A 13054-nucleotide genomic window follows, 5' to 3' on the forward strand; every position below is an offset into this window, starting at 1 on the left:
AGAGCGCGATGAAGCACCGACTCACCGCCGCGGTGGCGGCCCTGGCCCTGGCCGCGGCGGCGTGCGGCTCGGACGCCGGGACCGGCGCGGCGCCCGAGAGCAGCGGCCCCGCCGGGCTGACCGTCTGGATCATGGACGGCAGCGTCACGCAGGACCTGCTCAAGACGTTCGAGACCGGCTACGAGGCCGCCCATCCTGAGGTGGACCTGGACATCCAGATCCAGGCCTGGGACGGCATCGGCGAGCGGGTGACGGCCGCGCTGGCCAGCACCGACGCGCCGGACGTGATCGAGGTCGGCAACACCCAGGTCGCCCAGTACGCGGCCAGCGGCGGCGTCACCGACCTCACCGCCAAGGTCGCCGACCTCAGGGGCGAGGACTGGCTGCCCGGCCTGGCCCAGCCGGGGAACATCGACGGCAAGCAGTACGGGATCCCCTGGTACGCGGCGAACCGGGTGGTGGTCTACCACAAGGACCTGTTCGCGAAGGCCGACGTCCAGCCACCGAAAACCCGTGATGAATGGCTGGAAATCACGAAAAAGCTGAATCAAGGGGGTAACCAGGGCATCTACCTGACCGGGCAGACCTGGTACGCGCTGGCCGGCTTCATCTGGGACGAGGGCGGCGACCTCGCCGTCCAGGAGGGCGGCCGGTGGAAGGGCGCGCTCGACACCCCGCAGGCCCTCGCCGGCATGGAGTTCTACCAGCGCCTCCAGGCTCTCGGCAAGGGCCCCAAGGACGCCGACGAGGCCAACCCGCCGCAGCACGAGGTGTTCGCCCAGGGCAAGGTCGCGCAGATCATCGCGGTGCCCGGCATCGCCGCCCGCGTCCTGGAGGTCGAGCCAGAGCTCAAGGACAAGATCGGATATTTCCCGATCCCGGGGAAGACGCCCGACAAGCCCGGCTCGGTGTTCACCGGCGGCTCCGACCTGATCGTCCCGGTCGCCTCCCAGCACCAGGAGGAGGCGTACGAGGTCGTCAAGGCGCTGGCCGGGGAGGAGTTCCAGACCGACCTGGCCAAGGCCATGAGCTTCGTGCCGAACCGCACCTCGCTCGCCGGCGTGCTCTCCGGCGACGAGGGCACCGCCGCCATGGCCACCGGCGCCGCCAACGGCCGGGCCACCCCCAACACCCCCAACTGGGCCGCCGTCGAGGCCACCTCGGTCATCAAGCAGTACATGACCGCGGTGCTCACCGGCGGCGACCCCGCGACGGAGGCGAGGAAGACGTCGGAGTCCATCACGGCCACCCTCAACAGCGGGTCCTGAGTGCGCGGCCGTCCCTTCTGGCCCTACCTGCTCATCGCGCCCACGGTGGCCGGTGGGGCCTTCCTCCTGCTCTACCCGGTCGCCAAGGCGGCGGTGATCTCCCTCCAGCACTTCCGCATGGGCGAGCTGATCAAGGGCGGGGCCGCCTTCATCGGCTTCGGCAACTACGCGGAGCTGCTGTCCGGGGACGAGTTCTGGGCGGTGCTGCTGCGCACCGTCTGGTGGACCGCGGTGAACGTGGTGCTCATCGTGGTCCTGTCCACCGCCGTCGCGCTGCTGCTCGTACGGCTGCGGCGCGGCATGCGGCTGGCCCTGATGAGCGCGCTGGCGCTGGCCTGGGCCACCCCGATCATCGCGGCCACCACCGTCTTCCAGTGGCTGTTCCAGTCGGAGCTGGGCGTGGTCAACTGGCTGCTGGTCACGCTCGGCCTCGACTCCTTCCGCGGCTACACCTGGTTCGCCGACGGCGACGCCACCTTCGCGGTGCTCGTCGTGCTGGTGGTCTGGCAGTCGGTGCCGTTCGCGGCGCTCACCCTCTACGCCGGGCTGACCACCATTCCCGCCGAGCTGTACGAGTCGGCGCGGATCGACGGCGGCACCGGGTGGCAGATCTTCTGGCAGGTCACGCTGCCGATGCTGCGCACCCTCTTCGCCCTGATCGTCTCGCTGGAGGTGATCTGGGTGGCCAAGTGCTTCCCGCAGATCTGGGTGCTCAGCCAGGGCGGGCCGGGCGACGCCACGACCACCCTGCCGGTGTACGCGTTCAAGATCGCCAGGGTGCTGCACCGGTACGACCTCGGCTCGGCGGTCGCCATGCTCACCGTGCTGATCCTGGTCGTGGCCCTGATCAGCAACCTGCGACGGATGGTCGGATCATGAGAAGGCTCGCCCTGAACGCCGTCGCGCTGGCCGTGCTGGTGGTGACGATCTTCCCGGTCTACTGGATGTATCTGACGGCGTTCAAGCCGACCCGGGACATCCAGGCGGCCACCCCCACCTTCTGGCCCTCCTCGCCGACGCTCGACCACTTCGTCACGGCCGTGAACGCGCCGGGGTTCTGGACCTTCTGGCGCAACAGCCTGCTGGTGACGGTGGCGGCCGTGCTGCTGGCGCTGGTGGTGGCGATGGCGGCGGCGTTCGCGGCGACGCGGATGCGGTGGCGGGGCCGCGGCGCGTTCGTGGTCATGGTGTTCGCCGCCCAGATGGCGCCGTGGGAGGCGCTGCTGGTGCCGGTGTTCATCATCGCCAGGGACACCGACCTGCTGGACTCGCTGGCCATGCTGACCGGGGTGTACTTCATGATCACCCTGCCCTTCACCATCGTCACGCTCCGCGGCTTCCTCGCCGCGATCCCGCCGGAGCTGGAGGAGGCGGCGCAGGTGGACGGGTGCTCGCGGCTGGTGGCGTTCCGGCGGGTGACGTTCCCGCTGCTGGCGCCGGGGCTGATGGCGACGTCGCTGTTCGGGTTCATCACGGCGTGGAACGAGTTCGCGTTCGTGAACGTGCTCATCATCAAGGACCAGGACAAGCGGACCCTGCCGGTCTGGCTGTCGTCCTTCCGTGACGTCTTCGGCACGGACTGGGGAGCGACGATGGCGGCGGCGGGCCTCTTCGCCCTGCCGGTCCTGCTGCTCTTCCTCTTCCTGCAACGCCGCGTCGGCACGGGCATGACCGCGGGCGCCGTCAAAGGCTGACGCGCCGCGGGCTCAGGCGGGGGAGGTGAACGCGGCGTGGGCCTCCTTCGCGCGGTCCTCCGGCAGGTGGTCGCGGGCCGCCAGCCAGGCCGCCGCGCCCGCCGCGTCGCCCGCCGTGCGGACCTGCTCGCCGGCCAGCAGGTCGAGGACGTGCTCGCGTACGGGGCCGTCGTTGGTGAGGACGCTCCCGGCGAGCACCACGGGGCCCGAGACGTGGATTCTCCGTACGGTGGAGGCCAGGTGTTCGGCGGCCCGCCGGGTGATCGCCAGCGCGGCCGGGTCCCCGTCGGCGGCGGCGCGGCTCACGAGCGGGGCGAGCTCGGCCAGGCGCATGTGGTCGCCCTGGATCAGGCGGACGAACCGGTCGTCGGTCTCGCGCGCCGTGGCGCCTCGCCAGTCGCCGAGGAAGTGGGTCACCACCAGATCGGCCAGCCCGCCAGAGGCGGGGGTGGAGGGAACGTCGAAGGCGGCGGCGGTGTGCTGGGCGGCGGCGCGACCGATCCAGAAGCCGGAGCCCTTGTCGCCCAGCAGCCAGCCGAGCCCGTCGGCGATCCGGTGCAGCCGGTAGGACCTGATGGCCGACGCCACCGCTCCGGTGCCCGAGAGCAGGAGCGAGCCGTCGGGGGCGGGGGTGCCCGCGGTGTAGGCGATCTCGACGTCGCCCGTCAGCCGGGGCGCGGACGGGATGCCCAGGTCGGCCCAGGCCTTGGCCAGGTCGGGCGCCATCTGCTCGACGTGCCCGGCGACCCCGGCGAGCGAGGCCACCACCCGGGAGCCGTCGTGGCCGGAGAGGGCCTCGCGCAGCGCGCCGGTGATGGCGGCCACCGCCTTGTTCAGCCCGTGCGCGGTCGGGTTGCCCGCGCCCGCTCGCGCGTACCCGACCCGGGCGCCGTCGAGGGTGTGGACCGCCACCCGGGTGGCGGTGGCACCGGCGTCGATCCCGACCACGAGCGAAATAGTCACGATCAGATTGTGGGTCTTGACGTGACCGGTAAGCAAGAATAATTTTCGCCGAAAGGCCGGATGTTCGGAAGGAATGTTCGTGACTCCAGGTGCCCTGGGCCGCATCGAGACCGAGCTCCCCGCTCTGCCCGAGGCGTTGCGCAGGGTCGGCGAGGCGATTCTCGAGGACCCGGCCGAGGCCGCGCGCTCGACCATCATCGCGCTGGCCGAGCGGGCCGGCAGCTCGCCCGCGACCGTGACGCGCTTCTGCCGGGCGTTCGGCTTCTCCGGCTACGCCGAGCTGCGGGTGGCGCTGGCCACCGAGACCGGCAGGGCCGCGCAGGCCGGCTGGGGCGCGGGCGTGGGCCACGAGATCGGCCCCGACGACCCGATCGACGCCGCCATCGAGGTGATGGCCGCCGCCGACACCCGGCTCATCCAGGACACCGCCGCCCAGCTCGATCCCGAGGTGGTCTCGAAGGTCGCCGACGCCGTGGTGGCCGCCCGCCGGGTGCTCCTGGTCGGGGTCTCCACCAGCGGCAACGTGGCGACCATGCTGGAGGGCCGGCTGCGCCGCATCGGCATCCCGTGCTGGAGCGCGTACGACGCGCACGTGGCCCTGTCCGAGGCGGCGCTGCTGCGCGGCGGCGACGTGGCCATCGGCATCAGCCACAGAGGCCGCACCCGCGAGGTGATGGAGTCGCTGGCCGAGGCCGGGAGCCACGGCGCGCTGACCGTGGCCGTCACCTCGTTCGCCCGCTCACCGCTCGCGGAGCTGGCCGACCTGGTGCTGACCACCGCCAGCAGGGAGACGACGTTCCGGCTCGGCGGGCTGGCCGCCGTGCACTCCCAGCTGTTCGTGCTGGACGCGGTGTACGTGGCGGTCGCGCAGCGGACGTACGAGCGCACCAACGAGGCGTTCGAGCTGACGATCACTGCTGTCGAGAGTCACCGGGTGGAGAGAGGCTGAATGACGTACGCAACCGTGGCACTGGAGCTGGCCCGTCAGGTCGCGGAGAGCCAAGCGGAGCCGGTCGGGCGGGCCGCCGAGGCGCTGGTCGCCGGGCTCCGCGCGGGCGGTGTGGTAAACGCTTTCGGTTCCGGCCACTCCGAGGCCATCGCCATGGAGATCGCCGGACGCGCGGGCGGGCTGGTGCCGAGCAACCGGCTCTCGCCCAGGGACCTCGTCCTGTACGGGGGAGAGCCGCCCGGCGTGCTCACCTCCGAACTGGAGCGCGACCCGGCGATCGCGCACCGGATCTACGAGCTGGCGCCCGTGGACCCGCGCGACGTGTTCGTGCTGATCTCCAGCTCCGGCGTGAACGGCGCGGTGGTCGAGCTCGCCACGATCGTCAAGGAGCGCGGACACCCGCTCATCGCGATCACCTCGGTCAGGCACAGCGTCCAGATGACCTCACGCCACCCGTCGGGCGGCAAGCTGCTCGACCTGGCCGACGTGGTCCTCGACAACGGCGCCCCGTACGGCGACGCGGTGCTGGAGCTGCCGGGCGGGGGAACCTACGGCGCGGTCTCCACGATCACCTCGGCGCTGCTCGCGCAGCTGATGGTCACCCAGACGGTCGAGCGGCTGGTGGCGCTCGGCGAGACGCCGCCCGTCTACCTGTCGGCCAACGTGGCCGGCGGCGACGAGCACAACAGAGCCCTGGAGAGCCGGTACGCAGGGCGCATCCGACGTTGAGCCAGACAAGTCAGGAGTAGTACCTATGGCGAACACCCCCCACATCACCCGGCGCGGCCTTCTCCGCGCCGCGGCGCTGGTCCCCGTGGCCGGCGCGCTCGCCGCCTGCGCCACCCCGCAGACCCAGGCGCCGGCCTCGTCGGCGGCCCCGGCGGCCACCAGCGCGGCCAACCCGCTCGGCGTCGACGCCAAGAAGCCGCTGGAGGTGTGGATCTTCGACGGCGGCTTCGGCAACGCCTACGCCACCGACATCCACCAGCCGCTGTTCAAGACCAAGTACCCCGACGCCGAGATCAAGCACAACGTCACCAAGGAGATCACCAAGGTCCTGCAGCCGCGGTTCGCCGGCGGCAACCCGCCCGACGTGATCGACAACTCCGGCGCGAACGCCATGGACATGGGCGCGCTCGCCCAGGACGGCCAGCTCCAGGACCTCGCCCCGCTGCTGGACGCGCCGAGCTGGGACGACCCGAACGTCAAGGTCAAGGACACCTTGGACCCGGCCGTCGTCGAGTTCGGCACCTACGACGGCAAGTTCCACGTGCTCGGCTACGTCAACTACATCCACGGCATCTGGTATTCGCAGAAGACCTTCAGGGACAACGGCTGGACCGTGCCGAAGACCTGGGACGAGTTCCTCGCCCTCTGCGAGACGATCAAGAAGGCCGGCAAGATGGCGCCGTTCACATACGCGGGCAAGCACCCGCAGTACCTGTACGAGCCGCTTCTCACCATGGCCGCCAAGATCGGCGGCAACGAGGTGCTGGTCAACATCGACAACCTGGAGGACGGCGCCTGGTCCGCCGAGCCGGTGCGGCAGGCGGCCGAAGCCTGGGCCGAGGTCGGCGCCAAGTACCTGATGCAGGGCACGGCCGGCCTCGACCACGTGCAGACCCAGACGGCGCAGAACAAGAACGAGGTCGCCATGCTGCCGTGCGGCTCGTGGCTGGAGAACGAGCAGAAGACCACCACGCCCGAGGGCTTCGAGTACGGCATGTTCCCCATCCCCGACTTCACCGGCTCCGACAAGATGCCGTACGGCACCCTGCACACCCAGCCGGGAGAGTCGTTCATCGTGCCGTCGCGGGGCGCCAACCCGCAGGGCGGCATGGAGTACCTGCGGGCGATGCTGTCGAAGAAGGCGGCCGGCGACTTCAGCGAGCTCGTCAGCACCGTCTCCGTGGTGAAGGGCGCGGGCGAGGGCCGCGACCTGTCGCCGGGCGCCAAGAGCGCCACCGAGGCGCTCGCCGCCGCCGGCGCCAACACCGTCTACTACCGCTGGCGCAGCTGGTACGGCCAGCTGCACGACGAGGCCGTGGCCGCCACCGGCCAGCTCATGACCGGCGGCGTCACGCCCGAGAAGTACGTGGAGCGGCTGCAGAAGAAGGCGGACGAGCTGAAGGCCGACTCCGCGATCAAGAAGTACAAGCGCTGATGTTCAACACGTACCGCCGGGGCCTGTTCATCCTGTCCTTCCTGGCGGCGCCCGTCACGCTCTACCTGGTCTACGTGATCTCGCCGTACATGCAGGCGTTCTACATCGCGATGACCGACTGGCGGGGGGTGACCGCCACACCCAACTTCATCGGGTTCGACAACTTCATCCGGTTGTTCTCCGACGGCATCTTCTGGAAGGCGGTCACCCACAACGCGGCGCTGCTCGTGCTGCTGCCGCTGCTGACGATCGTCATCGCCCTGTTCTTCGCGTTCCTGCTCAACGTGGGACGCGAGGGGCGGGGCGTGGCGGGCGTGGCCGGGTCCAGGTTCTACCGGGTGGTGTTCTTCTTCCCGCAGGTGCTCGCCGTGACCGTGGTCGCGGTGCTGTTCCAGCAGGTGTTCAGGCCCGACGACAGCGGCATGCTGAACGCGCCGCTGATGGCCATCGGGATGGACCCCGTCGGCTTCCTGTCGGATCCGGACATCGCGTTCTGGTCCGTCCTGGGCGTCATGGTGTGGCAGGCGGTCGGCTTCTACGTGGTGCTGTTCTCGGCCGGGCTGGCGTCGATCCCGCGCGACATGTTCGAGGCGGCCCAGATCGACGGGGCCGGCCGGTTCAGCCTGTTCTTCCGCGTCACGCTGCCGCTGCTCTGGGACACCGTGCAGGTCGCCTGGGTCTACCTGGGCATCCTGGCGCTGGACGTGTTCGCGATCGTGTGGGTGATGACCGACCAGCACGGCGGGCCCGACTTCTCCACCACCGTGATGGCCACCGAGATCTACCGCAACGCGTTCCAGTACTTCCGCTTCGGCTACGCCTCGGCGCTGGGCGTCGTGATGTTCTTCTTCACCATCGGCTTCGCGATCCTGTCGCTGCGCCTGTCCCGCCGCGAACGAATCGAGTACTGACGACAATGACCACGACATCATGGACGGTCGCGAACTCGCGCAGTCTCGCCCGCCGCGAACGCCGCAGGCGGCTCGGGCCGCTGTCGATCCTCACCCACATCGCCCTGCTGGTGTGGACGGTGCTGACCGTGGTGCCGATCCTGTGGACGTTCCTCGCCTCGGTGAAGAGCGAGGAGGAGATCTTCGGCGACGCCTGGTCCCTCCCCGCCGCCCTGCAGTGGGACAACTTCGCCCGCGCCTGGGAACAGGCACAGATCGGGCAGTACATGCTCAACAGCGTCGTCGTCGTGTCGTTCAGCACGTTCGGCACCATGCTGGTCGGGTCGATGGCCGCCTACGTGCTGGCCCGCTACCCGTTCCGCGGCAACCGGGCCGTCTACCTGCTGTTCGTGTCGGGGCTGGCCTTCCCGGTCTACCTGGCGCTGACGCCGCTGTTCTTCGTGGTGCAGAACATGGGGAACGTCCCGCTGGTCGGCCCGTTCATCGGGCTGAACACGCACGCCGGGCTGGTGCTGGTGTACATCGCGTACTCGATGCCCTTCACCGTGTTCTTCCTGTCGGCGTTCTTCCGTACGCTGCCCACCGCGGTCGCGGAGGCGGCCAGGGTCGACGGGGCCTCGCACACCCGCGTGTTCTTCCAGATCATGCTGCCGATGGCCAAGCCGGGGCTGGTGAGCATCACCATCTTCAACGTGCTCGGCCAGTGGAACCAGTACCAGCTGCCGCTGGTGCTGCTGCAGGAGCGCGACAAGTGGGTGCTCACCCAGGGCATCGCCGACATCTCGACCGCGGCGGGCTACGACCAGGACTGGGCGGCCCTGTTCGCCGCGCTGACCCTGGCCATCCTGCCGATGCTGGTGGTCTACACGGTCTTCCAGCGCCAGATCCAGGCCGGGCTCACGGCGGGGGCACTCAAATAACCAATCATGAATATGGCTCGCGTGCACGAGGTGGTGGCCCTACGCTTCAGGATGTGATCGGCGACATCCGCGCGTTGCTGGCCCGCCACCTCCCCGGCTACGAGGTGCACACCGCCGTGCCCAGCGGTGACGGCCTGGACAACACCGTGCATCTGGTCAACGGGGAGCTCATCGTCCGCGCCCGCGTCTCGGACCCGGGCTCCGTCCGGCGCGAGGTCGCCCTGCTGGCCGTGGTCAAGGACCTGGTCGCGGTGCGGGTGCCGGAGGTGCTGTTCGCCGACGAGCGGGCGGGCGTCATCGCCTACCACGCGCTGCCGGGGCTGCCCCTCGACCAGCACCCCGTGCCCGACCCGAAGCGGCTGGCCGAGCCGCTCGGCGGCCTGCTCAGCGCGCTGCACGCCGCACCGGTCGAGCGGATGCGCGAGCTGGCGCCGCCCGACCTCTACCCCGCGCCGACCCTGCTGCACGACGCCCAGCTCGACTACCGCGACGTCGAGCGGCACGTCCCGGCCGGGCAGCGGCCCCTGGTGGAGCGGTTCCTCGCCGCCGAGCCGCCGCCGGAGCCGAGCACCCTCCGCTTCTGCCACAACGACCTCGGCGCCGAGCACCTCCTGGCCGACGCCGCGACCAGCACGCTGACCGGCGTCATCGACTGGACCGACGCCGCCGTCACCGACCCGGCCCACGACTTCGCCAAGATCTTGCGTGACCTCGGACCGGAGGTGCTCGACCTGGTCCTGGCCTCGTACGACGGGCCCTTCGACGGCGAGGACCGGCGGCGGGCGCTGTTCTACGCCCGCTGCGCCCTCATCGAGGACCTCGCCTACGGCCTCAGCACCGGCCCGGCCCGCTACGCCGAGGCCGCCCTGGCCCACCTGGAGTGGACCTTCACCGGCTGAGCTCGGCGCGCAGCCCCGCCGCCGCCGCGACCACGTTCGCCAGCGACGCCTCCACCTCCTCGTAGGTGCGGGTCTTCAGCCCGCAGTCCGGGTTCACCCAGACCCGCCCGGCCGGCAGCACCGCCAGCGTCCGCCGCAGCAGGCCCTCGACCTCGGCCGCGTCGGGCACCCGCGGCGAGTGGATGTCGTACACGCCCGGCCCCAGCCCGCGCCCGAACGACCCGACCGCGTCCAGGATCCGCGCCCCCGACCGGGCCGACTCGATCGTGGTCACGTCCGCGTCCAGCCCGTCGATCGCGGCCAGGATCTGGTCGGCGTTCGAGTAGCACAGGTGGGTGTGGATCTGCGTGCGGTCGCCCGCGCCGGAGGTCGCCCTGCGGTACGCGGCCACCGCCCACTCCAGGTAGCCGGCCTGCGCCGACCGGCGCAGCGGCAGCAGCTCGCGCAGCGCCGGCTCGTCCACCTGGATGATCGGCACGCCGGCCGCCTCCAGGTCGCGCACCTCCTCCCGCACCGCGTCCGCCACCTGGCGCACCACGTCACGCAGCGGCAGGTCGTCCCGGACGAACGACCAGGCCACGATCGTCACCGGGCCGGTGAGCATCCCCTTGACCGGCCGGTCCGTGAGCGACCCCGCGTACGCGGCCCACCGCACGGTGATCGGCTCCGGCCGCGACACGTCGCCGTGCAGGATGGGCGGCCTGGTGCAGCGCGACCCGTACGACTGGACCCAGCCGTTCGCGGTCACCGCGAAGCCTTCGAGGTGCTCGGCGAAGTACTGCACCATGTCGTTGCGCTCGGGCTCGCCGTGCACCAGCACGTCCAGGCCGAGGCGCTCCTGCAGCCGGATCACCCGCTCGACCTCGGCCCGCACCCGGCTCTCGTACTCCTCCGCGTCGAGCGTCCCCGCCGCCACGCCCGCCCGCGCCGCCCGCAGCTCACCCGTCTGCGGGAACGACCCGATGGTGGTCACCGGCAGCAGCGGCAGCTTGAGCCGCTCCGCCTGCGCCCGCGCCCGCACCTCGTACGCACTCCGCCCCGCGCCCACGCTCACATCCGCCGCGCCCGCCCGGTGTGCCCGCGCGTCCTCACCGCCGTCCTGCACCGGCGGGGCCGTACGGGAGAGGGCCACGACCTCGGAGACCTTCTGCTCGGCGAAGGCGAGGCGGCCCCGGAGCGCCGGGTCGAGGCCGGGCTCGGCGGTGACGTCGTACGGGACGTGCAGCAGGGAGCACGACGTGCTGACCGTCACCTGGTCCGCGTGCTCGCGCACCGCAGCCAGGGCGCGCGCCGCCCGCGACGGCGACGTCCGCCACACGTCCCGCCCCGACACCACGCCGGCCACCACCGTCTTGCCCGCCAGCGCGGCCAGCCCGTCGGCGCCGCCGCGCACCAGGTCCACCCCGACGGCCTCCACCGGGGTCGCCGCCAGCACCGGCAGCGCCTCCCCGAGATGCCCGAAGTACGAGGCCACGAACAGCCCCGGCCGGGCCGCCACGTTCCCCAGCCGCTCGTAGGCGGTCCGCACCGCCGCCAGCTCGGCCGGCGTCCGGTCCGCCACCAGCGCCGGCTCGTCGAGCTGCACCCATGCCACGCCCTCGGCCGCCAGCGCCCCGAGCAACTCCTCGTAACAGGCGAGCACGTCGTCCAGCCGCGCCAGCGCCGCCTCGGGGTCCGCCGACAGCAGCAGGAACGTCACCGGCCCGACCACCACCGGCCGCGTCTCGTACCCCAGCGCCCGCGCCTCCCGGACCTCGCCCAGCGGCTTGGCCGCGTCCAGCTTGAAGGCCGTCTCCGGGCCGATCTCCGGCACGATGTAGTGGTAGTTCGTGTCGAACCACTTCGTCATCCGCAGCGGCGCCAGCCCGTCGGCGCCGCGCGCCATCGCGAAGTACGGGTCCGCCGCCTCCCGGTAGCGCTCCGGCACCGCGCCCAGCAGCACGGCCGTGTCGAGCACCTGGTCGTAGAGGGAGAACGTGTTCGACGGCAGCCCCTCCAGGCCCAGCTCGGCCAGCCTGCGCCAGGTCGACGCCCGGATCGCGGCGCCCGCCGCCTCCAGCTCGTCACGGGTGGCGCGGCCGTCCCAGTACGACTCCAGGGCGCGCTTCAACTCCCTGCGGGGGCCGATCCGCGGGTATCCGAGCACGGTGGACTGGGGGAAAGCGGGCATCGAAGCTCCTCAAGACGATCGTGGACGTCCGGGCATCGTGCACGGCTCCGGCCGCCTCGTGCATCATCTATTCGTGACGCTTATGGCCAGGGAGATACAGTGCTTCGCCCGGGTGGCGGCGCGGCTGAGCTTCTCCCGTGCCGCCGCCGACCTGGGCATGTCCCAACCGGCCGTCAGCCAGGCCGTGGCCCGGCTCGAACGCGCCACCGGCGTCCGCCTCTTCGAGCGCAGCGCCCGTACGGTACGGCTCACGGCGGCGGGGGCGGCGCTGCTGCCGTACGCCGAGCAGATCCTGGAGTCGGCGGCGGCCTTCACGGCGGAGGCGTCCCGGCTGGCTCGGCCGGTCATTCACCTGGCTTATCCACCGCTCGCCGGCCCGCTGGCCGCCCGCATCGCCCGGCGCATGGCCGGCCGCACTCCACCGGTGGCGGTCGAACTGCACGCGGCGGGCCGCGCCGCCGCCGCGGCCGCCCTGGACGCGGGCGAGGTGTCGGCCGCCATCCTGGCCACCCCGGCCCCGGCCCGCTTCACCACCGCCGCCCGCTTCCACGTGACCGTCGACCACCTCGCCGTCCCGCCCACCCACCCCCTGGCGGCCCGCGCCCCCGAGCCCCACCTCACAAGACCGTCCCGCACACCCCGTACGACGACGCCGGACACGCCCCGTCCAGCGGAGGCCCTCCGGAAAGAACCAGGCGCGACGGAACCCCGCCCGGCGGAGTCCGGACGGGGCGAGGTGCGTCCGGCGGACCTTGCCGGGCTGGTGGTGCTGACGCCTGGAGGACGGCGGTGGGCGGGGCTGCCGGGGCATCCGCGCATGGTGCGCGACGACGACTTCGGGGCCGCGCTCGACCTGGTGGCCGCCGGGGCGGGGGTGCTGCCGATCCCGCACCTGCTGGTGCGGAGCGTGCGGCGCGACGACGTCGTGTTCGTGCCGCTGGAGGGCGCCGACCTCCAGATCACGTACGCGCTGGCCTGGTCCAGGGAGCGGGTCACGAACGAGCTGCTGGCGCTCGTCCAGGCGATGCAGGACGCGCTGTGGACCAGATGAGCTACTGGGTCGTCCGCAGTGCTCCGGCCTTCAGGCCGGGGGTGAAGCGGACTCTCCCGCGTAGC

General features: G+C 71.7%; 12 protein-coding genes. 10 read left to right on the forward strand and 2 right to left on the reverse strand.

Going from position 1 to position 13054, the window contains the following annotated elements; translation table 11 throughout:
• Positions 1–8: 8 nt before the first annotated feature.
• Genes AB0K05_RS09245 through AB0K05_RS09255 form a run of 3 tightly spaced genes read left to right on the forward strand, consistent with a single transcriptional unit; the run spans position 9 to position 2962 of the window.
• Positions 9–1268 (forward strand): extracellular solute-binding protein, encoded by a 1260-nt coding sequence (locus AB0K05_RS09245; RefSeq protein WP_364228145.1) that lies wholly within the window; start codon positions 9–11, stop codon positions 1266–1268.
• Complete coding sequence (locus tag AB0K05_RS09250) at positions 1269–2147, forward strand: sugar ABC transporter permease (protein WP_271275998.1); 879 nt, start codon at positions 1269–1271, stop codon at positions 2145–2147.
• Positions 2144–2962, forward strand: a complete 819-nt coding sequence (locus AB0K05_RS09255) for a carbohydrate ABC transporter permease (protein WP_271275997.1) — start codon at positions 2144–2146, stop codon at positions 2960–2962. The genes AB0K05_RS09250 and AB0K05_RS09255 overlap by 4 nt, the downstream gene beginning before the upstream one ends.
• A 12-nt stretch (positions 2963–2974) precedes the next feature.
• On the opposite strand, the gene AB0K05_RS09260 is transcribed toward AB0K05_RS09255, so the two are convergent.
• On the reverse strand, positions 2975–3925 hold the full coding sequence (locus AB0K05_RS09260; RefSeq protein ID WP_271275996.1) for a BadF/BadG/BcrA/BcrD ATPase family protein: 951 nt from the start codon (positions 3923–3925) through the stop codon (positions 2975–2977).
• A gap of 73 nt (positions 3926–3998) precedes the next feature.
• On the opposite strand from AB0K05_RS09260, the gene AB0K05_RS09265 reads away from it, so the two are divergent.
• From AB0K05_RS09265 to AB0K05_RS09290, 6 genes are read left to right on the forward strand one after another with little or no spacing between them, the layout of a single operon-like run.
• Positions 3999–4874, forward strand: coding sequence for a MurR/RpiR family transcriptional regulator (locus AB0K05_RS09265; RefSeq protein WP_219544253.1), 876 nt, complete (start codon positions 3999–4001; stop codon positions 4872–4874).
• Positions 4875–5603: an SIS domain-containing protein gene (locus AB0K05_RS09270; protein WP_148033646.1), complete on the forward strand. Its 729-nt coding sequence runs from the start codon at positions 4875–4877 to the stop codon at positions 5601–5603. It begins immediately after the preceding gene.
• Between the two features lie 25 nt (positions 5604–5628).
• Positions 5629–7038, forward strand: coding sequence for an N-acetylglucosamine/diacetylchitobiose ABC transporter substrate-binding protein (gene ngcE, locus AB0K05_RS09275; RefSeq protein WP_364228149.1), 1410 nt, complete (start codon positions 5629–5631; stop codon positions 7036–7038).
• The gene (locus AB0K05_RS09280) at positions 7038–7949 is read left to right on the forward strand and encodes a sugar ABC transporter permease (RefSeq protein ID WP_271278509.1); all 912 of its coding nucleotides are present in this window, start codon (positions 7038–7040) and stop codon (positions 7947–7949) included. The genes ngcE and AB0K05_RS09280 overlap by 1 nt, the downstream gene beginning before the upstream one ends.
• Positions 7950–7954: 5 nt before the next feature.
• Positions 7955–8869, forward strand: coding sequence for a carbohydrate ABC transporter permease (locus AB0K05_RS09285; protein ID WP_148033643.1), 915 nt, complete (start codon positions 7955–7957; stop codon positions 8867–8869).
• Between the two features lie 53 nt (positions 8870–8922).
• Positions 8923–9768, forward strand: coding sequence for an aminoglycoside phosphotransferase family protein (locus AB0K05_RS09290; RefSeq protein ID WP_271278510.1), 846 nt, complete (start codon positions 8923–8925; stop codon positions 9766–9768).
• Here AB0K05_RS09290 and metE read toward each other — a convergent pair.
• Positions 9758–11938, reverse strand: a complete 2181-nt coding sequence (gene metE, locus AB0K05_RS09295) for a 5-methyltetrahydropteroyltriglutamate--homocysteine S-methyltransferase (RefSeq protein ID WP_148033641.1) — start codon at positions 11936–11938, stop codon at positions 9758–9760. The two genes, AB0K05_RS09290 and metE, sit on opposite strands and share 11 nt — an antisense overlap.
• Positions 11939–12020: 82 nt before the next feature.
• Between metE and AB0K05_RS09300 the strand changes: the two genes are divergently transcribed.
• Positions 12021–12989, forward strand: coding sequence for a LysR family transcriptional regulator (locus AB0K05_RS09300; RefSeq protein WP_364228812.1), 969 nt, complete (start codon positions 12021–12023; stop codon positions 12987–12989).
• Positions 12990–13054: the final 65 nt, after the last annotated feature.

Source organism: Nonomuraea sp. NPDC049486 (assembly GCF_040676925.1).
Taxonomy (GTDB): Bacteria; Actinomycetota; Actinomycetes; order Streptosporangiales; family Streptosporangiaceae; genus Nonomuraea; species Nonomuraea ferruginea.

Coding starts and splice junctions, on each gene's coding strand:
- AB0K05_RS09245 (WP_364228145.1), top strand. CDS start 9: ATGAAGCACCGACTCACCGCCGCGGTGGCGGCCCTGGCCCTGGCCGCG.
- AB0K05_RS09255 (WP_271275997.1), top strand. CDS start 2,144: ATGAGAAGGCTCGCCCTGAACGCCGTCGCGCTGGCCGTGCTGGTGGTG.
- AB0K05_RS09265 (WP_219544253.1), top strand. CDS start 3,999: ATGTTCGTGACTCCAGGTGCCCTGGGCCGCATCGAGACCGAGCTCCCC.
- AB0K05_RS09270 (WP_148033646.1), top strand. CDS start 4,875: ATGACGTACGCAACCGTGGCACTGGAGCTGGCCCGTCAGGTCGCGGAG.
- ngcE (WP_364228149.1), top strand. CDS start 5,629: ATGGCGAACACCCCCCACATCACCCGGCGCGGCCTTCTCCGCGCCGCG.
- AB0K05_RS09280 (WP_271278509.1), top strand. CDS start 7,038: ATGTTCAACACGTACCGCCGGGGCCTGTTCATCCTGTCCTTCCTGGCG.
- AB0K05_RS09285 (WP_148033643.1), top strand. CDS start 7,955: ATGACCACGACATCATGGACGGTCGCGAACTCGCGCAGTCTCGCCCGC.
- metE (WP_148033641.1), bottom strand. CDS start 11,938: ATGCCCGCTTTCCCCCAGTCCACCGTGCTCGGATACCCGCGGATCGGC.
- AB0K05_RS09300 (WP_364228812.1), top strand. CDS start 12,021: ATGGCCAGGGAGATACAGTGCTTCGCCCGGGTGGCGGCGCGGCTGAGC.